At 70.1% G+C, this 15,963-nt stretch carries 13 protein-coding genes; 9 read left to right on the forward strand and 4 right to left on the reverse strand.

All coding sequences use genetic code 11. From position 1 onward, the window contains the following. Positions 1–377 precede the first annotated feature (377 nt). Both ACIBK3_RS02760 and ACIBK3_RS02765 read left to right on the forward strand, forming a co-directional pair. Positions 378–1,412, forward strand: coding sequence for a LacI family DNA-binding transcriptional regulator (locus ACIBK3_RS02760; protein ID WP_399361136.1), 1,035 nt, complete (start codon positions 378–380; stop codon positions 1,410–1,412). Between the two features lie 239 nt (positions 1,413–1,651). Beyond that, positions 1,652–2,584: a phosphatase PAP2 family protein gene (locus ACIBK3_RS02765; protein ID WP_399361138.1), complete on the forward strand. Its 933-nt coding sequence runs from the start codon at positions 1,652–1,654 to the stop codon at positions 2,582–2,584. 24 nt (positions 2,585–2,608) lie between these two features. Here ACIBK3_RS02765 and ACIBK3_RS02770 read toward each other — a convergent pair whose 3' ends face one another. After that, on the reverse strand, positions 2,609–5,656 hold the full coding sequence (locus ACIBK3_RS02770) for a bifunctional [glutamine synthetase] adenylyltransferase/[glutamine synthetase]-adenylyl-L-tyrosine phosphorylase (protein ID WP_399361140.1): 3,048 nt from the start codon (positions 5,654–5,656) through the stop codon (positions 2,609–2,611). A gap of 191 nt (positions 5,657–5,847) precedes the next feature. Between ACIBK3_RS02770 and ACIBK3_RS02775 the strand changes: the two genes are divergently transcribed. Both ACIBK3_RS02775 and ACIBK3_RS02780 read left to right on the forward strand, forming a co-directional pair. Beyond that, a complete protein-coding gene (locus tag ACIBK3_RS02775; protein WP_399361142.1) occupies positions 5,848–6,360 on the forward strand; it encodes a pyridoxamine 5'-phosphate oxidase family protein in 513 nt (170 codons plus the stop codon). 58 nt (positions 6,361–6,418) lie between these two features. Next, positions 6,419–6,859, forward strand: coding sequence for a VOC family protein (locus tag ACIBK3_RS02780; RefSeq protein ID WP_399361144.1), 441 nt, complete (start codon positions 6,419–6,421; stop codon positions 6,857–6,859). A 12-nt stretch (positions 6,860–6,871) separates the two neighbouring features. Here the strand turns inward: ACIBK3_RS02780 and ACIBK3_RS02785 are convergent, their stop codons facing one another. Further along, positions 6,872–7,366 carry a hypothetical protein gene (locus ACIBK3_RS02785; protein ID WP_399361146.1) on the reverse strand — a complete coding sequence of 165 codons (495 nt, stop codon included), beginning with the start codon at positions 7,364–7,366 and terminating at the stop codon, positions 6,872–6,874. 79 nt (positions 7,367–7,445) lie between these two features. After that, positions 7,446–8,807 (reverse strand): glutamine synthetase family protein, encoded by a 1,362-nt coding sequence (locus ACIBK3_RS02790; protein ID WP_399361148.1) that lies wholly within the window; start codon positions 8,805–8,807, stop codon positions 7,446–7,448. A gap of 315 nt (positions 8,808–9,122) precedes the next feature. Between ACIBK3_RS02790 and ACIBK3_RS02795 the strand changes: the two genes are divergently transcribed. The 5 genes from ACIBK3_RS02795 (at position 9,123) to ACIBK3_RS02815 (ending at position 15,560) form a co-directional block, all read left to right on the forward strand. Beyond that, entirely contained in the window at positions 9,123–9,788 is a 666-nt protein-coding gene (locus ACIBK3_RS02795; RefSeq protein WP_399361150.1) for a DUF3105 domain-containing protein, read from the forward strand. Between the two features lie 11 nt (positions 9,789–9,799). Beyond that, positions 9,800–10,402, forward strand: coding sequence for a DUF305 domain-containing protein (locus tag ACIBK3_RS02800; protein WP_399361152.1), 603 nt, complete (start codon positions 9,800–9,802; stop codon positions 10,400–10,402). Positions 10,403–10,599: 197 nt separating this feature from the next. Next, entirely contained in the window at positions 10,600–12,540 is a 1,941-nt protein-coding gene (locus ACIBK3_RS02805; RefSeq protein ID WP_399361154.1) for a protease pro-enzyme activation domain-containing protein, read from the forward strand. Between the two features lie 373 nt (positions 12,541–12,913). Continuing rightward, positions 12,914–14,962, forward strand: coding sequence for an NAD(+) synthase (locus ACIBK3_RS02810; protein WP_399361156.1), 2,049 nt, complete (start codon positions 12,914–12,916; stop codon positions 14,960–14,962). Between the two features lie 247 nt (positions 14,963–15,209). After that, a complete protein-coding gene (locus ACIBK3_RS02815) occupies positions 15,210–15,560 on the forward strand; it encodes an ATP-binding protein (RefSeq protein ID WP_399361158.1) in 351 nt (116 codons plus the stop codon). Here ACIBK3_RS02815 and ACIBK3_RS02820 read toward each other — a convergent pair. Further along, positions 15,495–15,947: a MarR family winged helix-turn-helix transcriptional regulator gene (locus ACIBK3_RS02820; RefSeq protein WP_399361160.1), complete on the reverse strand. Its 453-nt coding sequence runs from the start codon at positions 15,945–15,947 to the stop codon at positions 15,495–15,497. The genes ACIBK3_RS02815 and ACIBK3_RS02820 overlap by 66 nt on opposite strands. Positions 15,948–15,963 lie beyond the last annotated feature (16 nt).

The following is a 15,963-nucleotide window of genomic DNA, read 5'->3' on the forward strand; positions in this document are numbered from 1 at the left end:
TCCTTGAGGGTGAAAAGCCCGTGTGCTCACAGAACAGCGGTCCCGTCCGCGGTCCTGTCGACTTGCCGACTGCGTCGTTGCGCCGCGCCGGGCGTCGCCGAACGTAACAGCGTTGCAATCGCCTCGAAAGACCTTGCAGCAAAAAAGTGCAAGAGATCTTCGAAGTTATCCGGACGTGACCCGTCGGCGACCGCCATGAGACGCTTGATTACGGTCGTAGAGCGGTTTGGGTGGCCTGTGCAAGACTCTGCAAGCTCTTGCCGACACTTTCATGAGGGAGCGCGATGACCCCACAGCCCGGGGCGGGCCGGTCACCGAACCGCCCGAGGCGCCGGTTCGGTGTGCAAGGGGACACCTGGCCGGTACAGTCCCACCCTGTGACCACACGGCTTGCCGACATCGCTGCTCAGGCGGGGGTGAGCGAAGCGACCGTCAGCCGCGTCCTCAACGGCAAGCCGGGCGTCGCCGCCACCACCCGCCAGTCCGTACTGGCCGCCCTCGACGTGCTCGGCTACGAGCGCCCGGTGCGGCTGCGGCAGCGCAGCGAGGGCCTGGTGGGCCTGATCACCCCGGAGCTGGAGAACCCGATATTCCCGGCCCTGGCCCAGGTCATCGGCCAGGCACTGACCAGGCAGGGGTACACCCCCGTCCTGGCCACCCAGACCCCGGGCGGCTCCACCGAGGACGAGCTCACGGAGATGCTCGTCGACCGGGGCGTGGCCGGCATCATCTACGTCTCCGGGCTGCACGCCGACACCACCGCCGACACGCAGCGCTACGAGCAGCTGCGCGCCCAGGGCGTGCCGTTCGTCCTGGTGGACGGGTTCTCGCCGAAGGTGCAGGCCCCCTTCATCTCCCCCGACGACCGGGCCGCGATGACGCTGGCGGTGACCCACCTGGTGTCGCTGGGCCACACCCGGATCGGCCTGGCACTGGGCCCGAAGCGGTTCGTGCCCGTGCAGCGCAAGATCGAGGGCTTCGTACGCACCGTGCAGGAGCTGCTGGGCCTGGCCACGGACGTGATCGAGTCGGAGCTGGTCCAGCACTCGCTGTACACCCTGGAGGGTGGTCAGGCCGCCGCCACGGCCCTGATGGACCGGTCCTGTACGGCGGTGGTGTGCGCCAGCGACATGATGGCGCTGGGCGCTGTCCGGGCGGCCCGGCAGCGCGGCCTGGACGTCCCGAAGGACATCTCGGTGGTCGGCTTCGACGACTCCCCCCTGATCGCCTTCACCGACCCTCCGCTGACCACGATCCGCAAGCCGGTCCCCGCGATGGGACAGGCGGCGGTGCGCACGCTGCTGGAGGAGATCGGCGGGACCCCCGCGCCCCACAGCGAGTTCGTGTTCATGCCGGAGCTGGTGGTACGCGGATCGACCGCTTCGGCCCCCGGGGAACGCGGGCGTTCCTAGCGCCTGCCCGGCCCCTTCTCAGTTCTCTCCCAACTCCTTCCCGGCTACTCCGGGCCGCTTCCCGACTCCTTCCCCGCCGCTTCCCGGCTCCTTCCCGGCTCCTCCTCAGGGCGGAGCCGAATGGTCTTCGCCGTGCGCTGGTAGGAGGCTCCGGACCTCTGACGGGTGTAGGACGTGCGGCTCGAACCCGACCGGGGGATGATCGGGGAGAAAGCACCTTTCTGGCAGACTTTATGCCTATGACTGAGACGACCGTGACGACACAGGATGGCCACGCACGGGCCGTTCCGTATGCGGTCGCGGCCCCACAGCAGCGGGGTTTCCTGCGTCGCCTGCGCACTCCGCGCCGGCCCCGCATCTGGTTCGAGATCCTGCTGATCGGGGTGAGTTACTGGACGTACTCACTGATCCGCAACGCGGTACCGGAGCAGCGGGGCGAGGCACTGCGCAACGCCGACTGGATCTGGAAGGCGGAGCACGGTCTCGGCATCGCCGTCGAGGAGTCGGTCAACCACGCGGTCAACTCGGTGACTTGGCTCATCGTCGGGATGAACTACTACTACGCGACGCTGCACTTCGTGGTGACACTGGGCGTCCTGGTCTGGCTCTTCCGCAGTCATCCCGGCCGCTACGGCGCCACCCGTCTCGTCCTCTTCGCGACCACGGGCGTCGCCCTCGTCGGCTACTACCTGTATCCGCTGGCCCCGCCGCGGCTGATGAACGACAGCCACTTCGTCGACACCGTCATGGTCCACCAGACCTGGGGCTCGATGGCCTCCGGCGACCTGAAGAACATGTCGAACCAGTACGCCGCGATGCCGTCGATGCACATCGGCTGGTCCCTGTGGTGCGGTCTGACGATCTTCACGCTGGCGTCCGTGCCGTGGGCGCGGGTACTGGGCCTGCTCTACCCGGCGACCACCCTGGTGGTCATCGTCGCCACCGCCAACCACTTCTGGCTCGACGCGGTGGGCGGTGTCCTCTGTCTCACCTTCGGCTTCACGGTGGCGCGGCTCTGGCACGGGGCGCTGCCGTACGCGCTGCCGCGCGTGGTGCCGGGGAAGACGAAGTCGAAGGAGACGGGGACAGGGACCGGAACGGGGACGGAGACGGAGACGGAGACGGGGGAGCCTGAGGCGGCGGACGACACCTTGCTGCCGACCGAGTCGTAGGTTCGTCACCCTTCGTCCGCCCCGTCACCCCCCGTAGAACAGTTCGTCCACGACCCCCCGGGCCCGGCGTGCCGTACGCCGGTAGTCGTCCAGCATGTCGCCGACGTGTCCCGGCTCGTACCCCAGGTAGCGGCCCACCGCTCCCAGCTCCCGGGCCTCCGACGGGAACGTGTCGCCGGCCCGGCCCCGCACCAGCATCACCGCGTTGCGCACCCGGGTCGCCAGCACCCACGCCTCGTCGAGGACCGTGGCGTCCTCGTCCGAGAGGAGGCCTGCCGCGCGGGCGGCACCGAGGGCGGCACGGGTGCGGGTGGTGCGCAGTGATGGCACCTGGGCCCCGTGCCGCATCTGCAGCAGCTGCACGGTCCACTCCACGTCGGACAGCCCGCCGGGCCCGAGCTTGGTGTGCAGCTTGGGGTCGGCGCCGCGCGGCATCCGCTCCGACTCCATCCGCGCCTTCAGCCGCCGGATCTCCCGTACGGCGTCGTCGCCGAGCCCCGTCTCCGGGTACCGCAGCGGATCGATCAGCTCGACGAACCGGCGGCCCAGCTCCTCGTCCCCGGCGACCGGCTCGGCCCGCAGCAGCGCCTGCGCCTCCCACACCAGGGACCAGCGGCGGTAGTACGCCTCGTACGACGTGAGGGTGCGCACGAGCGGTCCGGACTTGCCCTCCGGCCGCAGGTCCGCGTCGATGAGCAGCGGCGGGTCGGCGCTGGGCAGCTGGAGCAGCCGGCGCATCTCGGAGACGACCTTGTTGGCCGCCTGGGAAGCCTCGCGCTCCTCGACGCCCTCGCAGGGCTCATGCACGAACAGCACGTCGGCGTCGGAACCGTAGCCCAGTTCGTGGCCGCCGAAGCGGCCCATGCCGATGATCGCGAACCGGGTGGGCAGGGTGTCCCCCCAGGTGTCGCGCACCACCGCGCGCAGGGCACCGGCGAGGGTGGCCGCGGTCAGGTCGGACACCGCCGCGCCGACCTGGTCGACCAGCGCGCCCTGGTCGGCCTCCGCCTGCTGGGCCTCGGTGCCGTAGGAGCGGACGATGTCCGCGGCGGCCGTACGGAACAGTTCGCGGCGACGCACCCCACGGGTGGCGGTGACCGCCTGCGCGGCCCCGTTCGCCCGGCCCACGGCGGCGAGTATCTCCTGCTCCAGATGGGCCCGCCCGCGCGGTTCGAGTCCTCCCCCGGGTCCTCCCCCGTCGCCGTCGCCGAGCAGCGCGACCGCTTCGGGCGCGCGCATCAGCAGGTCGGGGGCGAGCCGGCCGGCGGACAGCACGCGGGCCAGGTTCTCCGCCGCCGCGCCCTCGTCCCGCAGCAGCCGCAGGTACCAGGGCGTCTTGCCGAGCGCGTCCGACACCTTGCGGAAGCCCAGCAGTCCGGCGTCCGGGTCGGCGGAGTCGGCGAACCAGCCGAGCAGCACCGGCAGCAGGGTGCGCTGGATGGCGGCCTTCCGGGTGACACCCGACGCCAGCGCCTCCAGGTGCCGCAGTGCCGCCGCCGGATCGGCGTAGCCGAGGGCGACCAGCCGCTCCCGGGCCGCCTCGGGGCTCAACCTGGTCTCGCCGGATGGGGGTCCCCCCGCCCGAGTGAATTCGAGGGTGGGGGAGAGTTGGGCGACGGCGTCGAGCAGCGGGCGGTAGAAGAGCTTCTCGTGCAGCCGTCGTACGACGCCGGTGTGCCGTTTCCACTCGCGGGTCAGCTCGGCGACCGGGTCGGCGCGCAGGCCCAGGGAGCGGCCCAGGCGCCGCAGGTCGGCCTCGTCCTCGGGGACGAGGTGGGTGCGGCGCAGCCGGTAGAGCTGGATGCGGTGTTCCATGGAGCGCAGGAAACGGTAGGCGTCGTCGAGCTGGACGGCGTCGGCGCGTCCGACGTACCCGCCCGTCGCGAGCGCCTGGAGCGCGTCCAGAGTCGTACCGCTCCTGAGGGAGGCGTCGGCCCGGCCGTGCACCAACTGCAGCAGCTGGACGGCGAATTCGACGTCCCTCAGACCCCCGGGCCCCAGCTTCAGCTCCCGCTCGATCTCCGCGACCGGGATGTTCTCGACCACCCGGCGGCGCATCTTCTGCACGTCGGAGACGAAGTTCTCCCGCTCGGCCACCTTCCAGACCATGGGTTCGAGGGCGGCGACGTACTGCTCGCCGAGTTCGGCGTCGCCGGCCACCGGGCGGGCCTTGAGCAGGGCCTGGAACTCCCAGGTCTTGGCCCAGCGCTGGTAGTAGGCGAGGTGGCTGGCGAGCGTGCGGACGAGAGGACCGTTTCTGCCCTCGGGGCGGAGGTTGGCGTCGACGGGCCAGATCGAGCCCTCGACGGTCGTCTCCGAACAGATCCGCATCATGTGCGAGGCGAGCTTGGTGGCGGACCGGACGGCCTTGCCCTCGTCGGCGCCCTCGACGGCCTCCCCCACGAAGATCACGTCGACGTCGGAGACGTAGTTGAGCTCATGGCCGCCGCACTTGCCCATCGCGATCACCGCGAGCCGGCACAGCGCGGCGTCGTCGGGGGCGGCCGCAGCGGCGAGGGCGAGGGCGGCGCGCAGGGTCGCGGTGGCGAGGTCGGCGAGTTCGGCGGCGGTCTCGGCGAGGTCGGTGGTGCCGCACACGTCCCGGGCGGCGATGGACAGCAGACAGCGCCGGTAGGCGACGCGCAGGGAGACCGGGTCGTCGGCCTCCGCGAGACCGCGCTCGAACTCCTCCACCCCGGGGTGCAGGTCCCGCGGCTCGTACATGACGAGGGCGTGCCAGTCGCTCGGGTGCCGGGCGAGGTGGTCGGCGAGCGCGGCGGAGGCACCGAGCACCCCGAGCAGCCGGTCGCGCAGCGGCTTGGCCGCGATCACCGTGTCCAGCAGTTCACGCCGGGCGGTGGGGCCGGACTGGGCCTCCAGCATCCGTACGAGACCGTGCAGGGCGAGGTCGGGGTCGGCGGTGGCACCGAGCGCGTCGAGGAGGACCGGGTCGCTCCTTATGGGCTCCAGCTCGGCGCTCTGCAGCAGGCGCTCGGCGGCGGAGGGATCGGTGAAACCGTGCCGCAGCAGCCGCGTGAAGGTACTGCTCCTGCGCCCCGGCGCCGCCGTCATCCCGGCCTCCCGTCCGATCAAGGTCGTACCGCCCGAGCCTAACCGGAGCGGCCGCGAGAAGCGCCGGGGCGGGTGGCGCCGAGTTGGGACGGCCCGGGACGGTCGGTACGGGTGAGGGCGGGGAAGGCCAGGAGTAGGACCTGTCAGCAGAGCCGCCGAGCACACGCGAGCACACGTCTGGAGAGCCGCTGATGAATGACAAGGAACCCAAGACCCGGCTCGACCCGCGCTACAGCGACGAGTCGGCCGCCGCGATCGCCTGGGCGGACGCCGAGGCGCTGCTGGCCGCGGCCGAGCTGTTCTGGATCTCGACGGTACGACCGGACGGGCGGCCGCACGTGACCCCGCTGCCCGCGGTGTGGGCGCACGGGGCGCTGCACTTCTGCACCGGCCCGGACGAGCGCAAGGCGAAGAACCTCGCGCACAATCCGAACGTCGTGCTGACCACCGGCACAAACATCTGGGACAAGGGCTACGACCTGGTCGTCGAGGGCGAGGCGGTACGCGTCTCGGACAACGGCCGGCTACGGGAACTGGCCGCCGCGTGGGAGACCAAGTACGGCGATTTCTGGCACTTCGAAGTACGGGAAGGCTGTTTCCACCACGGCGCTGGCCACGCAGTCGTCTACGCGGTGGCGCCGCACACCGTTTTCGGCTTCGGTAAGGGGGAGCCGTTCAGCCAGACGCGGTGGCGGTTCGTGTGACGCGATGACGCGCCACGGGTGACGTGCTGTGCGACGAACGCGACGAAGGGGTCGTTCCATGCAGATGAGTCTCGAAGTGGTCCAGCTTCCGGTGTCCGACGTGGACCGGGCCAAGGAGTTCTACCGGGACAAGGTGGGCTTCCACGTGGACCTCGACGGCGACGTGATGCCGGGCGTCCGCATCGTCCAGCTGACCCCGCCCGGCTCCGGCTGCTCCATCGTGCTGGTCGACGGCCTCCAGGTCCCGACCGGAACCCCGCAGCCGGGCACGTACCACGGCCTCCAGCTGTGCGTCACGGACGCGAAGGCGGCCTACGAGGAGCTGACCGCGCGCGGCGTCGACGTCACCGAACCCCAGCAGTTCGCCCCGCAGGACGGCGCCACCTTCATGTATTTCAAGGACCCGGACGGCAACGGCTGGGCGATCCAGGAGTACCGCCGCCGCGAGACGGAACCACTGCACAAGGTCCTGGCGGACCTGGCGGCGCGGGGCGAGTGACAGCCGCCGGCATCAGACGTCCCCGCTCTGGGCGTACCGGCATCCTTCCAATCTGCGGTACCACCAGAGGCGGGGCCGCCACTGCCGCCGGACATCGGCGAACGGGTCCGGCAGGGTACGGGCGAGATAGACCGCGTCCGATGCCGCGACCAGGCGCCCCAGCTCGGCACGGGCCCGCGGGGGCAGGTTCCGCAGTGCCGTGCCGAGCAGGTCGCGGGCGTGTCTGACGTCCCGGAGAGAGCAGCCCCGGCAGGAGCAGTCGTCCAGGTACGGGTACCGGATGCCGCGCCCCGGCGGACTCAGGAAGGCCCTGTAGCGCCGCAGCGCGTGGTCGGTCGCCCCCGGGAAGACGTAGTAGTCGGCCGAGAGCGCCTCGTACCGGTGAATCGCGAGACTGGTCCGGGCCGACAGGCCGTGGATGCGGTCCGGGGCGGGGGTGTCCCACCGCCGCGGACGGTGTCGAAGCCGCTGCGCCGCGCGCAGCGCGCCGGGCCGGTTACGCGGCATCGGCCTTTCGGTGCGAAGTCATGAGGGCATTGTGCCCGCGCCGCCGAAGAAGCGCGGGCATTTCCGGCCGCCCGGACCGCTACAGCACCGGCAGGTTCTTCCGCAGCTCGAACGCGGTGACCTCGCTGCGGTACTCCTCCCACTCCTGGCGCTTGTTGCGCAGGAAGAAGTCGAAGACGTGTTCGCCGAGGGTCTCGGCGACGAGGTCGCTGCGCTCCATGAGGGTCAGGGCCTCGCCCAGGTTCTGCGGGAGCGGCTCGATGCCCATCGCGCGGCGTTCGGCGTCGGAGAGGGCCCAGACGTCGTCCTCGGCGCCGGGCGGGAGCTCGTAGCCCTCCTCGATGCCCTTGAGGCCGGCGGCCAGCAGGAGGGCGTACGCCAGGTAGGGGTTCGCGCCCGAGTCCAGGGAGCGGACCTCCACGCGCGCGGAACCGGTCTTGCCGGGCTTGTACATCGGTACGCGAACCAGGGCGGAGCGGTTGTTGTGGCCCCAGCAGATGTACGAGGGGGCCTCGCCGCCGGCGCCCGCGGTGCGCTCCGAGCCGCCCCAGATGCGCTTGTACGAGTTCACCCACTGGTTGGTCACCGCGGAGATCTCCGCCGCGTGCTTCAGCAGTCCCGCGATGAAGGAGCGGCCGACCTTGGAGAGCTGGTACTCCGAGCCGGACTCGTAGAACGCGTTCCGGTCGCCCTCGAAGAGCGACAGGTGCGTGTGCATGCCGGAGCCGGGGTGCTCGGAGAACGGCTTGGGCATGAAGGTCGCGTGGACGCCCTGTTCCAGCGCCACCTGCTTCATGACCAGGCGGAACGTCATGATGTTGTCGGCGGTCGAGAGCGCGTCGGCGTAGCGGAGGTCGATCTCCTGCTGGCCGGGGGCGCCCTCGTGGTGGGAGAACTCGACCGAGATGCCCATCGACTCCAGCATGGTGATCGCCTGGCGGCGGAAGTCCATGCCGATGTTCTGCGGGGTGTGGTCGAAGTAGCCGGAGTTGTCGGCCGGGGTCGGCCGGGTGCCGTCGGACGGCTTGTCCTTCAGCAGGAAGAACTCGATCTCCGGGTGGGTGTAGAAGGTGAAGCCCAGGTCGGAGGTGCGGGCCAGGGCCCGCTTGAGCACGTAGCGCGGGTCCGCGAAGGACGGGGAGCCGTCCGGCATGAGGATGTCGCAGAACATCCGGGCGGTGCCGGGGGCCTCCGCGCGCCAGGGAAGGACCTGGAAGGTCGAGGGATCCGGCTTGGCGATCATGTCGGACTCGTAGACCCGGGCGAAGCCCTCGATCGCGGAGCCGTCGAAACCGATACCCTCATCGAAAGCTTGTTCGAGTTCGGCCGGGGCCACGGCGACGGACTTGAGGAAGCCCAGCACGTCCGTGAACCACAGGCGTACGAACCGGATGTCACGCTCCTCCAACGTCCGGAGCACGAACTCCTGCTGCTTGTCCATCTTGCGCTTCCCCATCCTTGCTGGTCAGGCCGCCTGTCTCCGGTCCCGCGGGAGGCGGTCGGGCACCCGAGCATCCCACCACAACAGCATTTCATGCGCGTTGCGCACCATGATCGTGCGGGAGACCTCGGTGTGAACGCCTCACGTCCGGCGGGTGTACTGCTCTGCTGCCCATCTTGCCTGCTCGCACCGACATCCGTAATGCCGGGAGTGCACCGACCGCTCTTAGGCCATTCCTGTCGCCTCTCTACGAGACTCCTTTCCCGCCCTATTACGATCAGCTCAGCCGACCGGCCTCTTTCAGAAGGACACCTCATGGGCTCCGCCAAGAACAGCAGCAACGCGTCACGCAAGGCCCGCATAGAGGAGATGCGGCGCGCCGAGCAGGCCCGGGAGCGGAGAAACCGGATCCTGACCGTCGCCGCGAGCGTGGTGGTCGTCGCGGGCCTCGTCGTGGGGGCCGTGGTCCTCGTGCAGTCGCAGTCCGACGACGACAGCGGCACGGCTGCCGACGGGAAGAGCACCGGGAAGTTCGTCACAGGCTCGGACGGTGTGAGGACCTGGAAGGGGGCGCTGGGCCGCACCCATGTCACCAAGACCGTGAAGTACCCGATGGAGCCCCCGGTCGGCGGGGACCACAACCAGGTCTGGATGAACTGCAACGGCGACGTCTACACCAAGGAACTCAACAACATGAACGCCGTGCACTCGCTGGAGCACGGCGCGGTGTGGGTGACGTACACCGCCAAGGCCAAGAAGGCGGACGTGGACGCGCTGGCGGCGAAGGTCAAGCAGACGCCGTACACGCTGATGAGCCCGGACGACAAGCAGAAGGACCCGATCATGCTGACCGCGTGGGGGGTCCAGCGCACGGTGACCGGCGCGAGCGACCCGAACGTCAACGCGTTCTTCCAGAAGTTCGTGCAGGGCAAGCAGACGCCCGAGCCGGGCGCCGCGTGCACGGGCGGCCTGGCCCAGTGAGGTACGCCGGAGTGGCCGTCGCCGTGGCCGGGGTGCTGGTCGCGGCGGGAGCCGTCAGTTACGCCGTCGCCGAGGACTCGGGCTCGGACCCGACGCCCACCGCCGACTCCGCGGACGCCGGGTTCGCCAGGGACATGTCCGTGCACCACCAGCAGGCCGTCGAGATGTCGTACATCGTGCGCGACCGCACCGACGACGAGGACGTGCGGCGCCTCGCGTACGACATCGCGCAGACGCAGGCCAACCAGCGCGGCATGCTGCTGGGCTGGCTCGACCTGTGGCAGCTGCCGAAGGTGTCCGCGGACCCGCCGATGACCTGGATGGGCATGGGGGACATGCCCGCCGGCAAGGACGGGGCGCTGATGCCCGGCATGGCGACCAACAGCGACCTTAAGAAACTGGGCACGCTGAGCGGCAAGCAGGCCGAGATCTTCTACCTCCAGTTGATGACGGACCATCACAAGGGCGGCATCCACATGGCCGAGGGCTGCGTGGACAAGTGCACGGTCGGTGTGGAGAAGCAGCTCGCGCAGGGCATGGTGAACGGACAGCAGTCCGAAATCGACCTCATGGCGGGGATGTTGAAGGAACGGGGCGCGAAACCGCGGTCGTAGCAAGGGAGGAGTCGGCGACCATAGAGGGATAACCCTCGGCCTCCATATCTTCTTCGTGCCGGGTTAACCCTCAAATGGCCGTGACATTACGTTAATTGGGCTCTTCTTGGTGTCGGCATTCCCCTGGCATGAACCGTTCGTCGCGAGAGTGGCCACGGTCGAGTGATCCACTCGCCACGAACCGCACAGGGGGTTCTATGAGATCCAAACGCGCCAAGGTGCGCGCCGGGGTGAGCATGGCGGCGACACTGCCAATGATCGCCGGTGCGCTGGCGCTCGGCATACCCGCGGCGCACGCCGCGGACAACCCGGGCCGGGACACGCTGGCCGGCACCAAGCCCGCGTGGGCGACGGCCAAGGCCGACAAGGGCGCCACGCCGGACGCCTCCCAGGTCACCGCCCGGGTCTACCTCGCCGGCCGGAACGCCTCCGGTCTGGCCGCGTACGCGAAGGCCGTGTCGGACCCGAACTCGGCCGCGTACGGCACGTACTTGAGCGCGGGGCAGGCGCAGGCCCGCTTCGGCGCGACCAAGGCGCAGGTCGCCGCGGTGAAGTCCTGGCTGACGTCCGCGGGCCTGAAGGTCACGGGTGTCACGCAGCACTACGTCTCCGTCACCGGTGACGTGGCCGCCGCCGAGAAGGCGTTCGGCACCCAGCTGCACAACTACGCCAAGGGCTCCAAGACCTACCGCGCGCCCGCGAAGGCGGCCTCCGCGCCGGACAGCCTGAACGGTGCCGTCCTGACCGTCACCGGCCTGGACAACGCGCCGCACAAGGCGACCCACGCGGACCAACTGCCGCCGCCGGACGCCGTGTTCAAGAACTCCGGGCCGTTCTCCTCGTACTACGGCTCGAACATCGCGACCACGCTGCCGGACGCGTACGGCGGGAAGATCCCGTACGCGATCCAGGGCTACACCGGCAAGCAGCTGCGGGCCGCGTACGGCGCCGGGACGTACACGGGCAAGGGGGTGCGGGTCGCCATCACCGACGCGTACGCCTCCCCGACCATCGCCTTCGACGCGGCCACCTACGCCAACAAGCACGGCGACGCCGCCTGGAGCACCGGCCAGCTGCACCAGGTGCTGCCGAAGAAGTACACCAAGACCACGGAGTGCGGGGCGGCCGGCTGGTACGGCGAGGAGACCCTCGACGTCGAGGCCGTGCACGCGGTCGCGCCGGCCGCGGACGTCACGTACGTGGGCGCCGCCTCCTGCTACGACGACGACCTGCTCGACTCGCTCAGCAAGATCGTCGACAAGCACCTGGCCGACATCGTCTCCAACTCCTGGGGCGACATCGAGGCCAACCAGACGCCGGACCTCGCGGCCGCCTACGACCAGGTGTTCCAGCTGGGCGCGGTCGAGGGCATCGGCTTCTACTTCTCCTCCGGCGACAACGGCGACGAGGTCGCCAACACCGGGACCAAGCAGGTCGACACCCCGGCCAACTCGGCGTGGGTGACGGCGGTCGGCGGCACCTCGCTGGCGGTCGGCAAGGGCGACAAGTACCTGTGGGAGACCGGCTGGGGCACCGAGAAGGCCCTGCTGTCGGCCGACGGCAAGAGCTGGACCAACTTCCCCGGCGCGTTCACCTCGGGTGCGGGCGGCGGCACCAGCAAGACGGTCGCCGAGCCCTTCTACCAGAAGGGTGTCGTCCCGAACGCGCTGGCCACGGCCAACAACGCGGCCGGCAACCGCGTCGTCCCGGACATCGCGGCGATCGCCGACCCGAACACCGGCTTCAAGGTCGGCCAGACCCAGAGCTTCCCGGACGGGTCGCAGCAGTACAGCGAGTACCGCATCGGCGGCACCTCGCTGGCCTCGCCGGTGATCGCGGCCGTGCAGGCGCTCGCCCAGCAGGCGCGCGGCGGCAAGCCGATCGGGTTCGCCAACCCGACGATCTACGCGAAGTACGGCTCGAAGGCGTACCACGACGTCACGGACAACCCGACGGGCTCCGGCCTCGCGGTGGCCCGCGTCGACTTCGCCAACAGCTTCGACGCGTCGGAGGGCCTGCTCACCTCGGTGCGGACCCTGGGCGCGGACAGCTCGCTGAAGGCCGTGAAGGGCTACGACGACGTCACCGGCGTGGGTACGCCCGCGAGCGGTTACGTGGAGTCGTACACCCGTCGCTGACGACAGCGGCAGGGCCATGGGCGCCCGCTTCCCGACGGTGTTCGTCGGGAAGCGGGCGCTCGTGCGTGCGCCCGCTCGACCGGCGGGCGCGGGCGAGCGCGAAGAGGGCGTTGCTGATGCCGCCGACGGTGAGGGTGGCGGCGACGAACAGCCAGTTGCCCATGGTTTCTCCTGCGTTGTGCGGCATGCGCGCGTCATGCGGTACGTCGCGATCGGGTCGTACGTCAGTTGTACGGCAGAAGCGGGCCGACTGTCCCGGTTTACCCGGAAGTACCCCTGGTGAGGGGGGCTGGTGATACCGGCGATACGGGGCTTACAGAGGGGCGAGGGGGCCATCAGGCCATCGTGTCGCTCTGACGATTACACTGGGGCCGTGCCTCAGTCGAACTTCTGGTCCATCTATCAGCACGGCTTCGCCCGCATCGCCGCGTGCACGGGCCACACCGTCATCGCGGACCCGCCCGCCAACGCCGAAGCGGTTCTGCGTCAGGCGCGCGAGTGCGCGCGGGACGGGGTCGCGGTCGCCGTCTTCCCCGAGCTGGGCCTGTGCGGCTACTCGATCGAGGACCTGCTGCTGCAGGACGCGCTGCTGGACGAGGTCGAGCGGGCGGTCCGAACCGTGGTCGAAGGGTCGGCGGACCTGCTGCCGGTCCTGGTCGTCGGCGCCCCGCTGCGCCACCGCAACCGGATCTACAACTGCGCGGTGCTCGTGCACCGCGGCCGGATCCTCGGCGTCGTACCCAAGTCGTACCCCCCGAACTACCGGGAGTTCTACGAGCGCCGGCAGCTCGCCGGGGGCGACGACGAGCGCGGCGGGACGATCCGGGTCGCCGGTGAGAGCGTGCCGTTCGGCGTGGACCTGCTCTTCGAGGCGGCGGACGTCCCCGGCCTTGTGGTGCACGCGGAGGTCTGCGAGGACATGTGGGTCCCGGTGCCGCCGAGCGCCGAGGCCGCCCTGGCCGGCGCGACCGTCCTCCTCAATCTCTCGGGCAGCCCGATCACGGTCGGCCGCGCCGAGGACCGCAAGCTGCTGTGCCGCTCGGCGTCCTCCCGCTGCCTCGCCGCGTACGTCTACGCGGCGGCCGGTCTCGGTGAGTCGACCACCGACCTGTCCTGGGACGGGCAGACCCTGATCTACGAGAACGGGGCCCTGCTGGCGGAGTCCGACCGCTTCCCGGTGGGCGACCAGTACGCGGTGGCCGACGTGGACCTCGACCTGCTGCGGCAGGAGCGGATGCGGATGGGCACGTTCGACGACAACCGCCGTACGCACGCCGCGCGGACCGGGGACTTCCGGACGGTGTCCTTCGAACTCGACCCGCCGGCCACGGACTTGGGCCTGCGTCGCCGCCTCGAACGGTTCCCGTTCGTGCCCGCCGACCCCGACCGGCTCGCCCTGGACTGCTACGAGGCGTACAACATCCAGGTCGCCGGACTGCAGCAGCGGCTCGCCGCGATCGGCGGCCCGAAAGTGGTCATCGGCGTCTCCGGCGGTCTCGACTCCACGCACGCGCTGATCGTCGCCGCCCGGGCGATGGACCGCGCCGGCCGCCCGCGCACCGACATCCTGGCCTTCACCCTGCCCGGCTTCGCCACCAGCGACCACACCAAGGACAACGCCCACAAGCTGATGCGCTCCCTCGGCGTCACCGCGGCCGAGCTGGACATCACGCCCACCGCGCGGCTGATGCTGAAGGAGATGGACCACCCGTTCGCCTCCGGCGAGCCGGTGTACGACGTCACCTTCGAGAACGTGCAGGCCGGACTGCGCACCGACTACCTGTTCCGGCTCGCCAACCAGCGCGGCGGCATCGTGCTCGGCACCGGCGACCTCTCGGAGCTTGCGCTCGGCTGGTCCACGTACGGCGTGGGCGACCAGATGAGCCACTACAACGTCAACTCGGGCGTGCCGAAGACGCTGATCCAGCATCTGATCCGCTGGGTCATCGGCAGCGGCCAGTTCGACGAGGACACCGGGAACACGCTCGCCGCGATCCTCGACACCGAGATCAGCCCGGAACTCGTACCGGGCGAGGAGATGCAGTCCACCGAGTCCAAGATCGGCCCGTACGCGCTGCACGACTTCACCCTCTTCCACGTGCTGCGCTACGGCTTCCGCCCGTCGAAGATCGCCTTCCTGGCCTGGCACGCCTGGCACGACCCGGAGACCGGCGCCTGGCCGCCGAACTTCCCGGAGGCCAAGCGGGTGGCGTACGACCTGCCCGAGATCCGGCAGTGGCTGGAGGTGTTCTGCCGCCGCTTCTTCGCGTTCGCGCAGTTCAAACGCTCGGCCATGCCGAACGGACCGAAGGTCTCGGCCGGCGGTTCGCTCTCGCCGCGTGGAGACTGGCGGGCCCCGTCAGACAGCAACGCGCGGGCGTGGCTGCGGGACCTGGCCCGGTTCGACGTGCCGGAGGCGTGAGGGTTACGGCTCGCTGGGCCCCTGGTTCACCTCTTCATGACCTTCCAACTCAGCCTGCTCGCGACCACCAGCCGTACCAGAACTGCGCCACCTCCTTCACGCACTCGACTTCGAAGTCCGGCTGTGCGCGACGACGGATGCGGCGACGCTCCGCGTCGCGACCCCCGGATGCGATTCCTCCCGGCATGAACGCCGGGGCCTCCTCGCAAGAAACAGGTGCTCGACCACCTCGGCGAGGTCGGTCCCGGTGACCGTCCGCGTCACCGGGACCGGCCTCGGTCACACCCGCATCGAGGTCACCGATCCGGACCCACGCGCCCTGCCCACCCTCCTGTCCGCCTCCGAAACGGCCGAGTCCGGCCGCGGCCTGACGCTGGTCGACGCACTTGCCCGGCGTTGGGGCGTGGAGCAGGGAGCGGACCGCAAGACGGTCTGGTGCGAACTGGCCGAACAGGAGCAGCAGTTGGGCCGACCTCGGGAAGACGAGAGGCGAGTCGGAACCAGCTCGGCCGCGGCGACCGAGCGGACCGAACTATGCGGCGTCGTCGCCATCGCGCAGGGAACGGATCATGCTCCGCAGGATCCGGAACGCGTCTGACTGCTCGGTCTCGGTCATGCCGGACAGCATTCTGACCTCGACGGACCGGACCGCCACGGTCGCCTTCTCGAGGCTCCGTCGGCCGAGAGGCGTGAGCCGCGTGGGAAGAACCTTCCCGACGGGCGCCTCCGCGGGCCTGGTCACGTAGCCCTCTCGTTCCAGGGCCTGGAGCAGCACGTTCATCGACTGCCGTGTCACGAACGCGCCCCGCGCGAGCTCGGAGTTCGACAGGCCCGGTCGTTGAGCCAACAGTTCGAGGCAGGAGTAGCGCGTCACGCTCATCCCGAGCGGCCGCAGCACCTCCTCCATGGCTGCGCGGAGGGCGCTCGACGCCTCCTTCAGCAGGTAGCCCAGTGACGTCTCCAGGTCGACACCGTCTTGATTCATGTCAGCATTCTGACAT

It is taken from the genome of Streptomyces sp. NPDC050287 (genome assembly GCF_044459385.1).
Taxonomy (GTDB): Bacteria; Actinomycetota; Actinomycetes; order Streptomycetales; family Streptomycetaceae; genus Streptomyces.

Coding starts and splice junctions, on each gene's coding strand:
- ACIBK3_RS02765 (WP_399361138.1), top strand. CDS start 1,652: ATGACTGAGACGACCGTGACGACACAGGATGGCCACGCACGGGCCGTT.
- ACIBK3_RS02770 (WP_399361140.1), bottom strand. CDS start 5,656: ATGACGGCGGCGCCGGGGCGCAGGAGCAGTACCTTCACGCGGCTGCTG.
- ACIBK3_RS02775 (WP_399361142.1), top strand. CDS start 5,848: ATGAATGACAAGGAACCCAAGACCCGGCTCGACCCGCGCTACAGCGAC.
- ACIBK3_RS02780 (WP_399361144.1), top strand. CDS start 6,419: ATGCAGATGAGTCTCGAAGTGGTCCAGCTTCCGGTGTCCGACGTGGAC.
- ACIBK3_RS02785 (WP_399361146.1), bottom strand. CDS start 7,366: ATGCCGCGTAACCGGCCCGGCGCGCTGCGCGCGGCGCAGCGGCTTCGA.
- ACIBK3_RS02790 (WP_399361148.1), bottom strand. CDS start 8,807: ATGGACAAGCAGCAGGAGTTCGTGCTCCGGACGTTGGAGGAGCGTGAC.
- ACIBK3_RS02795 (WP_399361150.1), top strand. CDS start 9,123: ATGGGCTCCGCCAAGAACAGCAGCAACGCGTCACGCAAGGCCCGCATA.
- ACIBK3_RS02805 (WP_399361154.1), top strand. CDS start 10,600: ATGAGATCCAAACGCGCCAAGGTGCGCGCCGGGGTGAGCATGGCGGCG.
- ACIBK3_RS02820 (WP_399361160.1), bottom strand. CDS start 15,947: ATGAATCAAGACGGTGTCGACCTGGAGACGTCACTGGGCTACCTGCTG.